The sequence below is a fragment of the Proteus sp. fly-1013 genome, assembly GCF_040140245.1.
Taxonomy (GTDB): domain Bacteria; phylum Pseudomonadota; class Gammaproteobacteria; order Enterobacterales; family Enterobacteriaceae; genus Proteus; species Proteus mirabilis_B.
In genome coordinates, this window is the sequence record NZ_JBEEWD010000011.1 from 88,790 (window position 1) to 106,043 (window position 17,254).

Annotated in this window: 14 protein-coding genes; 9 read left to right on the forward strand and 5 right to left on the reverse strand. The window is 37.2% G+C overall.

From position 1 onward, the window contains the following. Positions 1–2 precede the first annotated feature (2 nt). The 5 genes from ABN236_RS17910 (at position 3) to fhuB (ending at position 7,033) form a co-directional block, all read left to right on the forward strand. On the forward strand, positions 3–1,124 hold the full coding sequence (locus ABN236_RS17910) for a hypothetical protein (RefSeq protein ID WP_349474573.1): 1,122 nt from the start codon (positions 3–5) through the stop codon (positions 1,122–1,124). A gap of 111 nt (positions 1,125–1,235) precedes the next feature. Further along, complete coding sequence (locus ABN236_RS17915; protein ID WP_349474574.1) at positions 1,236–3,320, forward strand: TonB-dependent siderophore receptor; 2,085 nt, start codon at positions 1,236–1,238, stop codon at positions 3,318–3,320. Positions 3,321–3,394: 74 nt separating this feature from the next. Then, positions 3,395–4,177 carry an ABC transporter ATP-binding protein gene (locus tag ABN236_RS17920; protein ID WP_098942867.1) on the forward strand — a complete coding sequence of 261 codons (783 nt, stop codon included), beginning with the start codon at positions 3,395–3,397 and terminating at the stop codon, positions 4,175–4,177. Continuing rightward, entirely contained in the window at positions 4,168–5,076 is a 909-nt protein-coding gene (locus ABN236_RS17925; RefSeq protein ID WP_349474576.1) for an iron-siderophore ABC transporter substrate-binding protein, read from the forward strand. The genes ABN236_RS17920 and ABN236_RS17925 overlap by 10 nt, the downstream gene beginning before the upstream one ends. After that, positions 5,066–7,033 (forward strand): Fe(3+)-hydroxamate ABC transporter permease FhuB, encoded by a 1,968-nt coding sequence (gene fhuB, locus ABN236_RS17930; RefSeq protein ID WP_349474578.1) that lies wholly within the window; start codon positions 5,066–5,068, stop codon positions 7,031–7,033. The genes ABN236_RS17925 and fhuB overlap by 11 nt, the downstream gene beginning before the upstream one ends. A gap of 64 nt (positions 7,034–7,097) precedes the next feature. Here the strand turns inward: fhuB and ABN236_RS17935 are convergent, their stop codons facing one another. Next, positions 7,098–8,315, reverse strand: a complete 1,218-nt coding sequence (locus ABN236_RS17935) for an MFS transporter (protein WP_349474579.1) — start codon at positions 8,313–8,315, stop codon at positions 7,098–7,100. Between the two features lie 141 nt (positions 8,316–8,456). Here ABN236_RS17935 and ABN236_RS17940 point away from each other — a divergent pair, with 141 nt between their 5' ends. Next, positions 8,457–9,047 (forward strand): TetR/AcrR family transcriptional regulator, encoded by a 591-nt coding sequence (locus tag ABN236_RS17940; RefSeq protein ID WP_349474580.1) that lies wholly within the window; start codon positions 8,457–8,459, stop codon positions 9,045–9,047. Positions 9,048–9,131: 84 nt separating this feature from the next. Here ABN236_RS17940 and ABN236_RS17945 read toward each other — a convergent pair whose 3' ends face one another. Then, a complete protein-coding gene (locus ABN236_RS17945) occupies positions 9,132–10,064 on the reverse strand; it encodes a LysR family transcriptional regulator (RefSeq protein WP_349474581.1) in 933 nt (310 codons plus the stop codon). A gap of 99 nt (positions 10,065–10,163) precedes the next feature. On the opposite strand from ABN236_RS17945, the gene ABN236_RS17950 reads away from it, so the two are divergent. Beyond that, positions 10,164–11,357, forward strand: coding sequence for an MFS transporter (locus tag ABN236_RS17950; RefSeq protein WP_349474582.1), 1,194 nt, complete (start codon positions 10,164–10,166; stop codon positions 11,355–11,357). Positions 11,358–11,452: 95 nt separating this feature from the next. On the opposite strand, the gene ABN236_RS17955 is transcribed toward ABN236_RS17950, so the two are convergent. Next, positions 11,453–12,049, reverse strand: coding sequence for a TetR/AcrR family transcriptional regulator (locus ABN236_RS17955; protein ID WP_102949508.1), 597 nt, complete (start codon positions 12,047–12,049; stop codon positions 11,453–11,455). A gap of 152 nt (positions 12,050–12,201) precedes the next feature. Here ABN236_RS17955 and ABN236_RS17960 point away from each other — a divergent pair, with 152 nt between their 5' ends. Beyond that, the gene (locus ABN236_RS17960) at positions 12,202–13,704 is read left to right on the forward strand and encodes an MFS transporter (protein WP_349474584.1); all 1,503 of its coding nucleotides are present in this window, start codon (positions 12,202–12,204) and stop codon (positions 13,702–13,704) included. A 3-nt stretch (positions 13,705–13,707) separates the two neighbouring features. Here ABN236_RS17960 and ABN236_RS17965 read toward each other — a convergent pair whose 3' ends face one another. Together ABN236_RS17965 and accA are read right to left on the reverse strand one after the other, a co-directional pair. Continuing rightward, positions 13,708–14,595, reverse strand: a complete 888-nt coding sequence (locus ABN236_RS17965) for a LysR family transcriptional regulator (RefSeq protein WP_349474588.1) — start codon at positions 14,593–14,595, stop codon at positions 13,708–13,710. Between the two features lie 78 nt (positions 14,596–14,673). Further along, complete coding sequence (accA, locus tag ABN236_RS17970) at positions 14,674–15,636, reverse strand: acetyl-CoA carboxylase carboxyl transferase subunit alpha (protein WP_088495584.1); 963 nt, start codon at positions 15,634–15,636, stop codon at positions 14,674–14,676. 302 nt (positions 15,637–15,938) lie between these two features. Between accA and ydeE the strand changes: the two genes are divergently transcribed. Continuing rightward, the gene (gene ydeE, locus ABN236_RS17975; protein ID WP_349474585.1) at positions 15,939–17,126 is read left to right on the forward strand and encodes an efflux MFS transporter YdeE; all 1,188 of its coding nucleotides are present in this window, start codon (positions 15,939–15,941) and stop codon (positions 17,124–17,126) included. The last annotated feature ends 128 nt before the right edge of the window (positions 17,127–17,254 follow it).

The following is a 17,254-nucleotide window of genomic DNA, read 5'->3' on the forward strand; positions in this document are numbered from 1 at the left end:
TCATGTTTGATATCTATTCACCCGACCCTTTACGGATAAAAGTTGAGACACAATCAGCAGGAAAAAGAACTATTTTGTATTCTGCAAAAGGTCAGCCGAATTATATGTATGTAATGCCCCGTTTTCGATTAAATGAGGTATTGGATTATCTTGATAATACTATTCACCCTGCTTTTATTGTAAATGGAAAAATTAAGGATGCTTTTTTCTATGCGTGTTATCCCGCTTCATTACATCAAAGTGAATTATTAAGTTTACCCAATCAAAAACCAGCCAGTCAGTTAGATTTGTTAAGCTTTCAACAGTGTGCTCAACAGACAGGAAAAGGATTTCATTTAAGTACTCATGCTGAATGGGCAGCACTGATGTTGTGGTGTCGTCATCACAATATGGTTGAAGACGGGAATACAGACTATGGACGTAGTTTTCTACATCCAGAGCAATGTGCTAATCGAGTGGATGGCAAAGATGCTGGCGACACCGATTTTATTACTGGTGATCCAACTACAATAACATCACCACAGTGGCCGAGTTGGTATCATGATAATAGCTTATTTGGTATCAGTGATTTATGTGGGAATCTCTGGGAATGGCAAAGTGGAATGCAATTAAATGCCGGAGAAATACAGATAATTAAAGATAATGACGCTGTATTTTGTGGTGATCCAACAATAACTGAACAATGGCATTCAATAGCATTATCAACAGGTAAGTTATTGCCTATCAATCATATTAATAGCGCAAAATACGATGCACCCTCTGATTATTGTGAGGGAAATGCAGGCACGCCTATTTTATCTACGTCAATAAAACACTATAACGGTGCGCCAGCAGATAATGGTTATCCCGCAGGATTAATGGATAGTGATTTTAACGCAATAACGACGGTTGATAATCTTGAAGTACCTACGTTATTTAAAGCATTAGGATTATATCCAGCAATAAACCAGCGAGATCACGATCAGGTTTATTTGCGAAATTATGGTCAACGCTCTTTAATGCGAGGTGGAGCTTGGTATTCACAACAAGTAGCAGGAATGCGGACTTTATGTTTAAGTCATAATGCACTACATCGCAGCACTTCTGTCGGTGGACGCCTATCTTGGATTGACATAAGCAGTTAATTAACCCAAAAAGTTATCATTTATAGACATTTTTGCATAAATTAATTTACCTTAGTATACATTGTGTGAATAATAGCGTTAATAGTAATCATTATTATTCGGTGACTCATTGTGATTAATTTTTATGCATTTAAATTGAAACCGGTGGCATTACTCTGTTCTGCCACCCTTCCTTTTATTTTGACTACACAGGCTTTTGCAGAAGAAAAAGCAAAAACGGAACAAGTCGAGAAGCTTGTCGTTAGTGCTCAAGCGCTAAAAGTAAATACCAGTTTGCAAGAAACGCCTAAATCCGTTTCTGTCATTTCCCAAAAAGATCTCGAAACACATGCTCCTCAAAAACTTGATGAAGCCTTACGTTATACCTCTGGTGTTGTTTCTCAGCCCTTTGGTGCCGATAACGATACTGATTGGCTTCGTGTGCGAGGTTTTGAAGCGGCAACTTATTTAGATAACAGTCGCCTTTTTCGTGATGGTTATTACACATGGCTACTTGAGCCTTATGGTTTTGAACAGATTGAAGTGGTAAAAGGTGCATCAGCTGTATTATTTGGTGAATCTACACCCGGTGGTGCGGTTAACGTCGTACAAAAGAAACCCAGCTTTAAACCTCAAAATGAAGTATTTCTTGAGGTAGGAAATAATGATCAGCGTGGATTAGGCTTTGATGTTTCAAGTACAACTGATGATAAACGAGTGCGTTATCGTCTTGTTGGCTTAATGAAAAAATCAGATGGGGAATTATCTCACACGGATAGTGAGCGGATTTATCTTGCACCAAGTGTAGCGATTAATCTAACTGACGATACATCACTGACCTTTATGGCGACCTACTTGCATGATGACGGTACACCGACTAATCCTTTCTTCCCTGCTGCCGGTACGTTAATTTCATCTCCTTTTGGTAAAATTAAACCGTCAACTAACTTAGGTGAACCAGGATACGATAAATATAAACGTACTCAAATTTCAGCGGGTTATTTATTAGAAAGTAACATCAACGATGTTTGGCGTTTTTCTCAACGTTTAAACTATGGCTATAACGATCTGTTATTGCGCAGTGTCTATGCATTCCCTAATTCAGATATTACGGCAACAGAAATTAGCCGTGGTATTGTTTTCCGTGATGGTAAAAACCAAAGTATCTCTTTTGATAATAATGTTGTCGGTGAATGGGATACGGATAATTTCGAACATACCTTATTAGCGGGTGCTGAATTGCAATATCACCAAACCAAAGGTGATGAGCAAGATAATTACAGCTTTGGTACGATTAATCCGTGGAACCCTGTTTATGGCAAGTATACCCCGCTTAATCCTGCTGATAACATCAATCGTACCATTGATAAAACTCAATATAGCCTTTACTCACAGTATCAAACTAAATTTGATAGCCGCTGGGTTGCAATGGCGGGTGTACGCCAAGATTGGGTGAAAACAGAAAATAAGGCACAAGTAAAAAATGAGGATAAATCACGCACTGATAGTGAATTTAGCCTTAATGCAGGATTAATGTACCTAGCAGATAACGGCCTATCTCCTTATGTGAGTTATTCCGAGTCCTTTGAGGTGATGAGTACTATCGATCCTGCAACTAAAGATCTATATAAACCATTAAAAGGTGACCAAATTGAAGCAGGAATAAAATATACGCCTGATTTTATGGATGGTTACTTTAATATTGCTTGGTTTGATATCACACAGAAGAATGCGCTTGTTGCAAATCCAACGACTTTTGTTTCAACACAAACCGGTAAAGTGACATCAAAGGGTGTTGAAGTAACAAGTGAAATGCAATTAACGGAACGTTTAGCGTTAAAAGCCAATTACACCTATACCGATATGCAAACCGATGACACGGGTAATAAAGGTAAACAACAAGCGGGTTTAATTCCTAAACATACTGCATCAGCTTGGGGTAGTTACACTATTCCAATTACGGGAACCCAAGATTTAACGTTAGGAACAGGTGTGCGTTATTTAGGTAAATCTAAAGATAATCCTAAGAGCAGTGATTTAACCGTACCTAGTGCAACATTATGGGATATGGCTGCAATCTATAACTTCAATAAACAGTGGCAATTACAGTTAAATATCAACAATATTCTTGATAAAGAGTATCTCTCTGGTTGTGATTATTACTGTTATTACGGGCAATCTCGCTCTGTTTTATTGAATGCTAAATATCGCTGGTAATTTTCTTTATTATTCCGCCTTTTGTTGTTAACCATACAATAAAAGGCGGAATATCATTTTATAAATGAGTGACCATGTTTGAACTCTCAAATATTCAAATGGATCGCGGTGGACGTACTATTCTATCAATTCCCTCACTGCGTATTTCAGATCTAGGATTAACCATTGTGCTTGGTCATAATGGCTCAGGTAAATCGACTTTAGTCAGTTTGTTATCAGGTCAGCAAGCGCCAGATAGTGGATCTATTACACTAAATAACAGCAATATCTCACATTATAAGCCCCGTGATTTGGCTAAACAGATAGCCTTTCTCCCCCAAAAACTGCCTGCTTCTGCGGGATTAACTGTCAGAGAATTAGTGCGTTTAGGACGCTTTCCTTGGCGTGGAACATTAGGCCGTTGGAATAAAAAAGATGACGAAATTATCACCATAGCGATGGAAAAAGCAGGAGTTTTGCCCTTTGCAGACACACTTGCTGATGATTTATCGGGTGGCGAACGCCAACGAGCTTGGGTTGCAATGTTACTCGCTCAGCAATCACCTATTTTAATTTTAGATGAACCAACATCAGCACTAGATATACATCATCAATATCAACTAATGGAATTGTTGAGTGAGTTAAACCAAACTCAGCATGTTGGTATTATCGTTATTTTGCATGATCTTAACCTCGCCTTGCGTTATGCCACTCATATTATCGCGCTTAAAAAAGGTGAGATTGCGTTTGAAGGTGAAGCATCATTACTTTTTGATGATGAGCGACTTTCTGCACTTTATGAAACACCAATAAAGCTGATTGAGCACCCTGATAATCAAGGTTCACAACAACATAAGGTGGCGGTGGTATGCGTGTAATATTACAAAAAGTAGTTAAATCACTATTTTTTGGTCTGACTATTTTATTTATTACTCCCATTGTTAATGCTGCGCCAAATAACAACAAAATACCGCAACGGATTATTGTTTTAGATTGGGATCTATTGGAACAAATATTAACGCTGGATGTTATTCCCGTAGGTGCGACTGAAATTGCGGGATATAACCAATGGGTAGCTCACCCTATAGCCCCAAATTCTATTGAGGAAGTGGGTATGCGGGCAGAGCCTAATTTAGAAAAAATGGCATCATTAAAGCCAGATCTTATTTTAGCATCTAGCTCACAACAAGATTTATTGCCTGTATTAAAAACCATTGCTCCTGTTGTATATTTACCTAATTTTTCTCGCCAAGATAATGCTGCTCCGGTTGCTTTAGCGCATTTTAATACCCTCGCCGCTCTTTTGGGAAAAGAAACGCTTGCCCAACAAAAATTAGCTGAGATGGAAAGTACTTTTACACAATTAAAAGAAAAACTACAACAGGCATTTATTACGTTGCCAGAAGTAGAAGTGATCCGTTTTTCTACATTAACGTCCGTCTTTTTATACACAGAAAACTCAACAACCGAATATGTCGTTAATAAACTGGGATTGAAATCGACAATATCATTACCTCCTCAACCTTGGGGAATTGATCAGCGAAGAATGAATGTATTACAGCAAATTAAACAAGGCTATGTTCTTTATATGTTGCCATTCCCCGATGAAAGTAAACTGCAAAAATCTGTGTTATGGCAAGCAATGCCGTTTGTTCAGAATGGGCATTTTCATTCAGTGAAACCTGTATGGAATTATGGAGGAGTAACATCGTTAACGTTAATGGCAAAAGCAATTACCGAAAGCTTATTAGATATGGCACCTAATAATGAAAATTAAGCAATATACTTTCTATTTTTTGGCGATCATCTTATTAAGCATTATCTGCTTACAAATTGATAATTCTCTTTCATTATCTCGCCAATGGTATTTATTGGGAAATTCAGAAATACACGCTCCATTTGCTGATGTTTTTTTTATTCATGCACAATTACCACGTTTAGCAATGACTCTGCTTATTGGGGGGATCTTCGGGGTTGTTGGTAGTTTAATGCAGCAATTAACGCAAAATAACCTAACATCGCCCTTAACATTAGGAACTTCATCAGGCGCTTGGTTAGCTTTAGTTATTGTTAATATCTGGTTCACCGATTGGGTTGCGGATCACAGTGCATTAGCTGCGACAATGGGCGCTTTATTTGCGTTTGGTCTTGTGATTATTATTGCTGGTATTCGTAATATGACCGGATTACCTCTTGTTGTTTCCGGTATGGTGGTGAATATATTATTAGGTGCTATTGCAACCGCATTAGTGACGTTAAATTCTCAATTCGCTCAAAACATATTTATGTGGGGAGCCGGAGATTTAGCTCAAGATGGTTGGGATACTTTTTTTTGGTTATTACCTCGAATTGCACCTATTTTACTCATTTTTATTTTTGCACCTCGTATTCTCACACTATTACGTTTAGGTCATGAAGGCGCAACGGCTCGAGGGCTGTCTGTTTTACCTGCATTTGCCTTTTTTATCATATTAAGTACTTGGTTAGTTTCTGTCTCTATTACCGTTGTTGGGGTTATTAGTTTTATCGGATTGCTTGCACCTAATATTGTTAGAACCTTAGGCGCAAGAACTGCTCGCCAAGAGCTTATTGCAAGTGGCCTAATGGGAATATGTTTATTGCTTCTTACGGATAGCTTGGCGATGTGGATTGGTCAGTGGCTTAATACCGTTATTCCAAGTGGTGTTACTGCGGCTGCAATTGGCGCACCTGCATTAATTTGGTTTAGTCGCAAGAAAATGCGAGCTCAAGATCAACTTTCGATTTCAATTAATTCTCAGGCTAAAACAGTATCAAAATATACCGTGATAGGAATATTTGTATTATTAATACTCGGATTAGCCCTTACTCTGTTCATTCATATTAATGAACAACAATGGTTCTGGGAAATGCCTTCTGTTTATCAATGGGCATTACGATCGCCACGTTTATTGGCTGCATTATTTGCAGGTATTGCGCTAGCTATTGCAGGTGTTATTTTACAACGTTTAATTTATAACCCATTAGCTAGCCCAGATATTTTAGGTGTTTCATCAGGTGCTACTTTCGCATTGGTTTTTTCAAGCTTAATTTTAGGGAGTGTATTACAAACATCACAGTGGGGAGTTGCTCTATTAGGCAGCTGTGTTGTTATGATTACTTTATTAATCTTAGGTCGAAAGCACCAATATGCACCCGCTAGCTTAATATTAACGGGTATTGCATTAACCGCGAGTTTAGAAGCCTTTATTCAATTTTTCTTAGCTAAAGGCTCTTTAAGTAGCTATAAAATACTGTTGTGGTTATCTGGTTCGACTTATCGGGTTAACAGTGAACAGGCTCTCTATTTTGCATTCGCGGTCACATTGATTGTGGGAAGTGTTTTTTTATTAACGCGCTGGCTTGCTTTAATATCAATTGGTCGGGATTTTGCTTCAGCTCGTGGATTACATACAGAGCGTGCCAGTATTATTTTATTAATCATTGTATCGTTGTTATGTGCCTTAGTAACTTCAACCGTCGGCCCTATTGCCTTTATTGGCTTAGTCGCGCCTCATATGGCGGTATTACTTGGCGCTCAAAAAATCAAATCGCAATTAATTGTTTCGGGGTTAATTGGTGGAACCTTAATGGTTTGGGCTGATTGGCTTGGACAAATATTTATTTATCCTGCACAAATTGCGGCAGGAACTTTAGTGGCGATTTTAGGCGGTAGCTATTTCCTTTGCTTAATGCTGTTAAATCGCAGTCGCTGATTTGAAAAGCCTAAGATATCGGCACTAATTTTTGCTGATATTCTTAGGCTTTGATCGTTATTAATTACGCATAGTTTTTGCTGTTTTTATTGCTTTTATGATTAATACGTTGAAAACCTAAAAATGCAATTAACATCACTAAAGCACTCGCTCCAATCGCAATCCATACGCCAGATTGAACACCAGAATAATCAACAAGTTGTCCTGTTAATGTTGCACCAATTGCTGTACCTACATTTAATCCTGCAAGTAACCATGTCATTCCCTCTGTAAGCTGATTTTCGGGTACACTCTTTTCAATAAGTGACATTGTCACGATTATCATAGGCGCAAAGAAGATCCCTGAAATTAATACGACTAAACTTAAGCTATAAATAGAGCCTACAAAAACAAGAGGTAAAATAGTGAGGAATGTTGCGATGCCACCTAGGTATAATAAACGGTGTAACGGTGTGGCTAATTTTAACGTGCCAAAGAATAAACCGGCAAAACAAGAGCCAATCGCATAGGCTGATAATACAAGGCTTGCACCTGCGGGTATTTTTTGGGCATTGGCAAAAGCCACGCTAAAAATATCAATGGTGCCTACAATGACGCCCATAAAAATCATAATAACAGTTAAGATTTTTACGAGAGAAAAACGGAGCACAGATTGTGTTTTATAAGGTGTTAATTCTGATGATATCAGTGTTATTGCAGGCTCTGTATTGCGTTGTAAAACAAGTAAGAAAACACCAATAATAAGAAAAACAGCAGACATTAATAACCCTGCTTGTGGGAAAAAAGCGACACTTAATGTGACAGAAATGGGTGGACCAAGAATAAATGTGACTTCATCAAATACACTTTCTAATGAATAAGCTGTTTGTAAGCGACTATCTTCTTTGTAAATTGCGGTCCATCTCGCTCTGATCATCGCTGAAATACATGGCATAAAGCCAGTTAATATTGCAAAAATAAATAATAAACTAATATGCCATTGTAACCATGTTGCTAATAGCATTCCCCCTATTCCAATAACACTAATTAATGTGAATAAAGGTAAAACTCGATATTGCCCATAAGTATCAACTAGGCGTGATATTTGAGGTGATAACACCGCGTAGGTAAATACAAAACTAGCAGAAATTGTTCCCGCTAATGCATAGCTGCCTGTAAGTTGTGAAATCATCATGATGATACCAATACCCATCATCGGTAGTGGTAATCGTGCAACCATTCCCGCTAAGGTAAAAGATAGCGTGCCTTTATAGCTAAATAGGGTTCGATAAGTGCTTATCATAGTTTTCCTTATGTTTACCCTTGCCATTTTAGCGAGGGTTAAAGATAATACATACATCTCGTATGTATAAATCATATATACATACGAACTGAATGTAAATATACAAACAATACGTATGTATATTTTGAAAAAGGAGATGAAATGGCTAGACGTACTCGTGCTGAAATGGAAGAAACACGGCTTCTATTGCTAGAAACGGCAAGAAAAGTCTTTTGTGAACAAGGTTATGCAGAAGCATCGATGGATGATTTAACTGCGCAAGCGGGATTAACTCGAGGTGCGTTATATCACCATTTTGGTGATAAAAAAGGGTTATTATCGGCTGTTGTTGCACAAATAGATGCAGAGATGGATGCGCGTTTGCAAGCTATTTCCGATACGATTAATGATCCTTGGTTGGCATTCTCAATGCGTTGTCATACCTATTTAGAAATGGCTTTAGAGCCTGAGATCCAACGTATTATTATGCGAGATTCACGCGCTGTATTAAGTGATAAGCTGACTGAATTACCTACTCATTGTGTAATATCTATGAGTAATATGATTGATAAACTTATCGAAAATAAAATACTTGTAAAGACTGATTCAAAAATGTTGGCCCTATTTATTTATGGCAGTTTAGAAGCCACTGCTTTATGGATAGCAAATAGTCTTGATGGTAAGGCTCAACTAGAACAAGCTAAATCAACATTAGATACTTTATTAAATAGCCTACGTATTTCGGCAAAATAAATAAAATATAGCGAGGATCATTAAAATAGTCCTCGCTTGTATCTATTTCATTTTTTACTTATTAATTTTTATTCAAATCAGAGATTATGTTATTTGCCATATCGCTTTTCCTTGCCATTGCTTTTCAATAAAATCAAGAAAATAGCGTACTTTAGGGGATAAATGACGTTTAGACGGATAAATGGCACAAATCGGTGCAAGATCAATCGTATGCTCTAATAAAATAGGCACTAATTTGCCGGATTTAATAGACTCGCCCACTAAGAACTCACCTAGTTGGCATATTCCATAACCTGATAATGCCATATCTAAAATAGCTTCTGTATTATCTAAACGTAATTTTCCTTTAACGGGAAGTGCAAATTCTTTTTGATGAGTTTGATATTTCCAAGGCACTGTTGTTCCTTGGTGGGAAAAAGTAATTAATTGATGTTGTGATAATGCATTAGGCGATTGAGGCGTATCATTTCGTTCAAAATAATCAGGAGATGCGCAGGTTATTAAACGATGAGGTGCTAATACTTTACGCATTAATCGACTGTCATCATTGCCACCAATACGAATAGCTAAATCAACGCCGTTTTTAATTAAATCAGTGTATTCATCTGAAAAAGTAATTTCAGCGTCTAACTCTCGCCATTGCGTTAAATAAGTTTGTAATAACGGTAAAATATAGCGCCGCCCAAAGGCGATGGGTAAATCAATACGTAAACGCCCTCTCGGATTTTCATTAAGTTTATCAAGAGCTGCGCTCGCTTCTTCAATTTCATTTAAGATAAGTTGTGCATGTTGATAAAATAATTCACCTTCAGCCGTTAGACTAATACTGCGTGTAGTTCGATGGAACAAACGCAAACTGAGTCGCTCTTCTAAACGCGCAATGCATTTTCCTACCGCTGAGCGAGACATCTCTAAATTTTCTGCTGCAAGGGTAAAACTCAATAAATCTGCCACTCGAATAAAAATAGTAAGATCAGAAATATTATCAAAAGGCATTGTGAGTTTATTATTTGCCACTTTTATTCCCCAATGTTGTGACTTTAACGGTGTTTATCTCCAATATAGCGACAGATAGACTAAAACGCGATAAATAAAAAGTGAGTAAATGGAGCCTCAATGGATAATATCGCGTCAGTATCACAGAAAACAAATAGCAGTCATCGTCATTGGTGGGCTGTTATTGCATTAAGTCTTGCCACTTTCTCTGTGGTTACCACAGAAATGTTGCCAGTGGGTTTATTAAATCCCATTAGGGATAGTTTTGGTATATCTACGGGAATATCTGGTTTTATGATTGTTATTCCTGCCATTATTGCCGCCTTTTTTTCACCCATTGTTGTTATTGGTGCCGGTAAACGAGATCGTAAAAAGATACTTTTATTTTTGGCTCTGCTTTTAGTTATCGCCAATATTATTTCAGCTTATTCAACGACCATCGTTCAGTTATTAATTGCCAGAGCTATTGTTGGTTTTTGTATTGGGGGAATTTGGGCTTTTGCCGGTGGTTTAGCATTAAGATTAGTACCAGAAAAATCCGTTGCTTTGGCAACTTCACTTATTTTCGGTGGTGTAGCTGCGGCATCGGTATTAGGTATTCCTATGGGCGTTTTTATTGGTGAATATCTAGGTTGGCGTGGTGCTTTTATTGTTATGGGGCTATTTTCATTCACAGTATTAGTATTAATGTTTATTTGTTTACCTTCATTACCCGGCTCAACATCTTCTCTCTCTAAAGCTTTCTTTGCTCAGTTTAAAAATACACAGCTTGTTTTAGGATTATTAGTCACACTCTTTCTCGTGTGTGCTCATTTTATGGTGTTTACTTATGTCCGCCCATTACTCCAAACCACAACTACGCTGTCAAACAACACATTGGCATTACTTTTATTTGCATATGGTATTAGCGGGATCATCGGTAATTTTATCTTTGGTATTCAATCAGCAAAAAGACTCAACATTGCAGTTTCAGTTATTATCATTGGCATATTAAGCGTCTTTTTAGGTTTTTTATTTTGGGTATCATCTCCAATAATGGCGATTGCGGTTATGTTAATTTGGGGATTAATGTATGGCGGCGTTTCAGTCGCACTAATGACATGGATCATGACAGCAGCTCCTAAAGGAATTGAACTAGGAAGTTCTGCTTATATTGCAATTTTTAATTTAGCCATTGCGTTAGGTGCTTATTTAGGTGGCTTAAGCGTTGATAATTATGGATTAAACTCAGTATTACTTATTGCTGTATTGTTTATTGCATCCGCTTTGTTGTGTGTTTTTTCATCAAGATATGCGAAGTGTTCAGCTAAATAACAAACTCAAGTTTGCCATAAATAAAAGGGTAATAATTATTACCCTTTTCTCTTTTAGATACACAATAATGTGACACTGTCACAATAAGCTTTAGTCTATTTTAGTAACTGTGTAAATTGCTGATATAGCATATTACCTAATGTTTTTGCAGTATATTCATCGCTATGACCTAAATTATCAACAGCGGCATGCATACCATGATAAATCAATGTACTGGTTAATTCTGGTTGCGTAACGTGCCAGGTTTTATTTTCTGTACCTGAAATTAACAGTGATTGAATTTGCTGTAATGCTCTATTTTCATGAATATTACTGCTTTGATGAAAAACTTGATGAAAAAGCATATCGTGTAATTCTTGTTTTTCAACATAAGCAATAACGCTGATTTCACACCATTGTTTTAATTTTTCACGATGATCTTGTTGTGAGCAGGCATTCATTGCGTTATCTATTTTATTTAAATACCAATCCATATAACGTGTTCTAAGTGCATCAAGAACATCTGTTTTGGCAGAAAAATAGTGATAATACGTCCCTTTCGCTACCCCTGCTTTTTTTACAATATCGCTAACGGTTGTGGCATCAAAACCCTTATCAAGAAATAACGTTTCTGCGGCATTCATTAACTCTTCTAAACGAACCTCTGCGGGTTTTGTTCTCGGTTTATCTGTTGTTTGTTCTTCTAATGACATTGCTTATCTCCCTCAAAGTCGCGTGTAAAGAGTACTCTATATTAAAGCGACTCACAATGATGATAAATGAAACTCATTATCAATAACCATTGACCGACGGTCAGTCGAGTATTATTATGCCAGTATTATTCATCATTAAGGCAATAAAGCTTATGACTTATTTAAAACGACTGTCACTTATCTGTGCCATTTGTTTAGGCACTTTTATGGCAACTCTTGATATCAGTATCGTCAATGTGGCTCTACCAACCATTCAAAATGATATTCATGCTGATATGGCAACATTGCAGTGGATTGTTGATGCTTATGCTCTTTGTCTATCAGCCTGTATTTTGTCATCTGGTCCTTTAAGTGATCGCTTTGGACGAAAAAAAGTGTGGCTATGGGGCGTGATTATTTTCACGTTAGGTTCAGTAATTTGTGCGATTGCACAGCAACATGAAATATTAATTCTTGGACGTATTATTCAAGGTATTGCCGCGGCTGCACTTATTCCGGGTGCATTGTCTTTAATTACTCATGCTTTTCCTATTGATATTGAACGAGTTCGTATCATCGGAATTTGGTCTTCCGTTAGTGCATTATCACTCATCATTGGTCCTATTTTAGGCGGGGTTTTAGTTCATGCGAGTGGTTGGGCGAGTATATTTCTTATTAATATTCCTATTGGGATTATTACTGTTTTATTAGGTTGGTATGGATTAAGTGAAAGTGCCGATCCTGAAAATGTTGCTTTAGATCCCTTCGGTCAATTAACCAGTATGTTGGGATTAGGATTGCTGACTTATGGCTTAATTGAAGCTGGCTCTGTGGGTTGGACACATTATAGAACGGTATCAACACTGATTGCGGGTGTTATATTTCTTCCCCTTTTCTTAATGATAGAAAAACGTGTTGAACGTCCATTATTACCACTGGCTTTATTTAAAGATCGCACGTTCTTTCAATATAATCTTTCTTCTTTTACCTTGGGTTTTGCCACATATAGTAATGTCTTTTTTATCGCTTTCTTTCTGCAAAAAGCACAAGGCTGGAGTGCATTAGAAACAGGTTGGAGAATGGCACCGGAATTTATTGCAATGGCACTATTTTCCATGTCTTTTGGGCGACTCTCTTCTTATTTCTCAGTTAGAAAATTGATGATCTGTGGTTTCTTATTTATCGCCATTTCTTCTTGTTTATTAGCGACATTAGCAACCAATAGCCACTATGGAATAACAGGAAGCTACCTCTTTGTATTAGGTGCCGGAATGGGGTTATCAACGCCAGCAATAGGGGCTTTAGTGATGAAAAGTGTATCATCATCTCGCTCTGGTATGGCGTCAGCCACGATGAATGCATTAAGACAAACTGGTATGACAATGGGAATTGCTTTATTAGGTACATTGATGGTGCAACAAGCAATCCATTATATGGTTATTCAAAGTCAGGTATTGGGAATATCTGTAAACTATATCGATATTGTCAGTTTAGTGACTGAAAATACGACAAATAATTTGGACAAAGGATTTGTCACTTTGTTACCTGAGGCATTTAATTCGGGATTTGCTTACGCGATTGCAACCGCGGGGATCTCATGTTTTGTGACACTATTTATTGTGCTCTTTCCTGTTAAAGAAAAACATAATGCACTTACTCAACAGATCACAGATTAATATTTATAAACGCTGAGCTAGAAACTCAAGAAAAGATTCAATATTACGTGAAAGTGAGCTACGAGTTGCATATATTGCCACTAAATTAATTGTTGCGGGTTGTTGAGGAAATTCAATAGCCCGTAATTTTCCCTCTTTAATCATATTAAGACAGCAATGTTCAGCTAAAATAGCAAATCCCAATCCTTTTAATACCGCAGATTTTGCCAATATGGCGCTGTTTACTCGGTAATTGCTATTAATGGTTATTCTGATTGGTTTTTTATCTTCATCCATAAATATCCAAGGTTGCCCTTCTAGTGCGCTTAAACTAGAAATACAAGGCAATTTACTTAATTGTTCAATATGTGTGGGTATTCCTGTTTTTTCTAATAATTCATTAGATGCCACGACAATACTGCGCCATGATTTAATTAAGCGAGAGTGATAACTACTATCCGCTAAATTTCCACGATGAAAAGTTAATAGCAAATCAATATCATCATCGATGATATTTCTTGGCATTAATTGGGTATCACATTGAATAAGTAAATTAGGATGAAGTACAGCAAAATCAGCCAAAATATCACCAAGTAGCTCACTACCGTATTCACTCGGAATAGTTAAACGAAAAGTGCCCGTTAATGGCCCATCACTGGTGATATTGCTTACAACATTATCCAACTCGGTTAAGGTTTTATTTCCTTGCTGATAGAGTGTTTTGCCTTGTTCAGTAAGGCGCATTTTTCGAGTTGTTCTGTCAATAAGTTTACAGTTGAGCTGCTGTTCAAGCTGTTTAATTGCTCGACTGATATTTGAGGTAGGCATAGATAATAGCCGAGCCGCGGCTGCAAATTGCCCTTGCTCTGCTACGGCAGAAAAAATACGTAATAAATTAAGATCAATTTGCATAAATAATTCACTGCCTACTGTATTTCTATTATTCAAGATAGGCAGTGTATCATTCATTCACTTTTCTCTCGTTAATAATTAACAGTAACCATGAGACATGAGTTTTTGATAACGTTTATCTAAAAGTTCTTCGGTTGAGTAGCTTTTTAATAATGCTAAATCAGTTAATAACTGTTGCTTAAGAAATTCTGCAGCTTGTTGGTGATCACGATGGGCTCCACCTAATGGTTCGGGAATAATGGCGTCGATAATACCTAATGCTTGTAATTTAGGTGCAGTCATTCCCATAGTCTCTGCCGCAATTGGCGCTTTATCAGAACTTTTCCATAAAATAGAAGCACACCCTTCTGGTGAAATTGCCGCATAAGTACTGTATTGCAACATATTAACTTTATCACCAACACCAATTGCTAACGCACCGCCAGAGAATCCTTCACCCGTAATAGTGCAAATAATCGGTGTTTTTAATCGTGACATTTCAAGAATGTTACGAGCAATAGCTTCTGCTTGTCCGCGCTCTTCAGCGCCGACACCAGGATAAGCGCCCGCAGAATCAATAAAAATAATGACAGGTAGATGAAAGCGCTCTGCCATTTTCATTAAACGTAATGCTTTTCTGTAACCTTCTGGTGATGGCATACCAAAATTGCGAAGAATTTTCTCTTTTGTATCACGGCCTTTTTGTTGCCCGATCACCATGACTGGCATTTTGTCTAAACGCGCTAAACCTGCAACAATCGCTTTATCATCGGCATAAGCTCTATCCCCCGCTAATTCCTGAAAATCAGTAAAAATCGCTTTAAGATAGTCAAGGGTATATGGGCGCATAGGATGACGAGCGAGTTGCACAATTTCCCAAGCACCTAAATCAGTAAAAATAGATTTTGTCAGCGAAAGGCTTTTCTGCCTTAAACGTGCAATCTCTTCATCTAAATTAATACCTGTTGGTTCATCTTGAGATTGCTTAAAGGTAAGCAATGCATCTATTTTTTCGTCTAATTCAACAATAGGTTTTTCAAATTCAAGATGAATAAAAGACATAACGACCTCAGATTTAGTGCAGTAAATAAAACAGTTATTGATTCAGTCTAGAAAAAATAAGAAGGTGGTGATAGAGATAAATTTGATAAACACTATTATCAAAAATGGGATAATTAAACATTACAACGAGATCAGTAAGAAAAAATACAAGATCAAAAAGAGCTTTTTCTCTGACTTTAAGCTATACAGAAATTACTAAGTCATGTATTAATATACAGTGCGAATTTGTTCTTTTTTCACCCGTAAAAATCGCGCGAATAATAAAACACTCCATAAAATACAAATAATTAGAAAAAAATAATATGTTCTCAAAAAAAACACGATCAACAACTGCACTGCTATTTTCATCACTTCTTCTTACGATAGGAAGAGGTGCAACATTACCGTTTATGGCGATCTATTTATCGCGGGAGTATCAATTACCGGTTGATGATATTGGCATTGCTATGTCTATTGCATTAACAACGGGTATTTTTTTCAGCCTGGGCTTTGGGATGCTTGCTGATAAATTTGAGAAAAAACGTTATATGCTACTATCTATTATAACGTTTATCTTTGGTTTTGCCGCAATACCAATGGTTCATAGCACTGTTTTAGTGGTTATCTTTTTCTCGGTGATTAACTGCTCTTATTTAGTATTTTCAACTGTGTTAAAGGCCTATTTTTCTGAAACTTTATCGGTTTCAGCGAAACCTAAAATATTCTCTCTAAACTATACCTTTATTAATATGGGGTGGACGGTTGGTCCGCCTATTGGCACCTTATTATTAATGTACGGAACTCAATTACCCTTCTGGCTTGCTGCTATTTCTGCCAGTATTCCACTTTTTATGATCCAGTTATTTGTTCAGCGTTCTAAAGCAATAAATGTCGGTGAAGAAAATAGTGTGAAATGGGATCCGAAAATAATGCTAAAAGACAGAGCATTAAGTTGGTTTGTGCTCTCGACTTTTTTCGGTACATTAACATTTGGCTCTTTTGCGTCATGTATTTCGCAATATATTTTAGTGGTTTACGATGCAAAATTAGCAGAGTCGGTTATTGCAGTTGTATTACCTGTAAATGCCGCCATTGTCGTCTCTCTACAATATATTGTTGGTAAGCATGTTACAGCTGAAAGACTACGTAAATTAATGACGCTTGGTACGCTATTTTTTATGATGGGCTTACTTGGTTTTATGTTTGCAGGTAACAATTTAATCTTTTGGGCATTAGCTATCGCTATATTTACCTTGGGTGAATTAATTTATGCACCTGGTGAGTATATGATGATTGATAACATTGCACCGTTAGGAATGAAAGCAAGTTATTTTTCGGCTCAGTCATTAGGTTGGTTAGGTGCTGCACTTAACCCATTAGCCAGTGGTTTTATTCTGACTTCATTCCCTCCTGTTTCTTTATTTGCGATTTTAATGGTAATTTGCGGTCTCGCTTGGTTTTGTATGATCCAAGGAATGAATGTAAGTCAAAAAAGATCCGTAGCGCTGTAATATAGTAGCACTGTAATATAGCAGCACTGTAATTTTGGTGACTAATTAACATGACTAGTCCTGATATAGGTTGACAACTTTTCAGGCATAAAACGCTCGATGTACTTCATCGGGCGTTTTATAGTTTA

Bases quoted from the DNA above. Each gene is read 5' to 3' on its own strand.
- ABN236_RS17960 (WP_349474584.1), top strand. From the start codon at position 12,202: ATGACTTATTTAAAACGACTGTCACTTATCTGTGCCATTTGTTTAGGC.
- ABN236_RS17950 (WP_349474582.1), top strand. From the start codon at position 10,164: ATGGATAATATCGCGTCAGTATCACAGAAAACAAATAGCAGTCATCGT.
- ABN236_RS17955 (WP_102949508.1), bottom strand. From the start codon at position 12,049: ATGTCATTAGAAGAACAAACAACAGATAAACCGAGAACAAAACCCGCA.
- accA (WP_088495584.1), bottom strand. From the start codon at position 15,636: ATGTCTTTTATTCATCTTGAATTTGAAAAACCTATTGTTGAATTAGAC.
- ABN236_RS17935 (WP_349474579.1), bottom strand. From the start codon at position 8,315: ATGATAAGCACTTATCGAACCCTATTTAGCTATAAAGGCACGCTATCT.
- ydeE (WP_349474585.1), top strand. From the start codon at position 15,939: ATGTTCTCAAAAAAAACACGATCAACAACTGCACTGCTATTTTCATCA.
- ABN236_RS17940 (WP_349474580.1), top strand. From the start codon at position 8,457: ATGGCTAGACGTACTCGTGCTGAAATGGAAGAAACACGGCTTCTATTG.
- ABN236_RS17925 (WP_349474576.1), top strand. From the start codon at position 4,168: ATGCGTGTAATATTACAAAAAGTAGTTAAATCACTATTTTTTGGTCTG.
- ABN236_RS17965 (WP_349474588.1), bottom strand. From the start codon at position 14,595: ATGCAAATTGATCTTAATTTATTACGTATTTTTTCTGCCGTAGCAGAG.
- ABN236_RS17910 (WP_349474573.1), top strand. From the start codon at position 3: ATGTTTGATATCTATTCACCCGACCCTTTACGGATAAAAGTTGAGACA.
- fhuB (WP_349474578.1), top strand. From the start codon at position 5,066: ATGAAAATTAAGCAATATACTTTCTATTTTTTGGCGATCATCTTATTA.
- ABN236_RS17920 (WP_098942867.1), top strand. From the start codon at position 3,395: ATGTTTGAACTCTCAAATATTCAAATGGATCGCGGTGGACGTACTATT.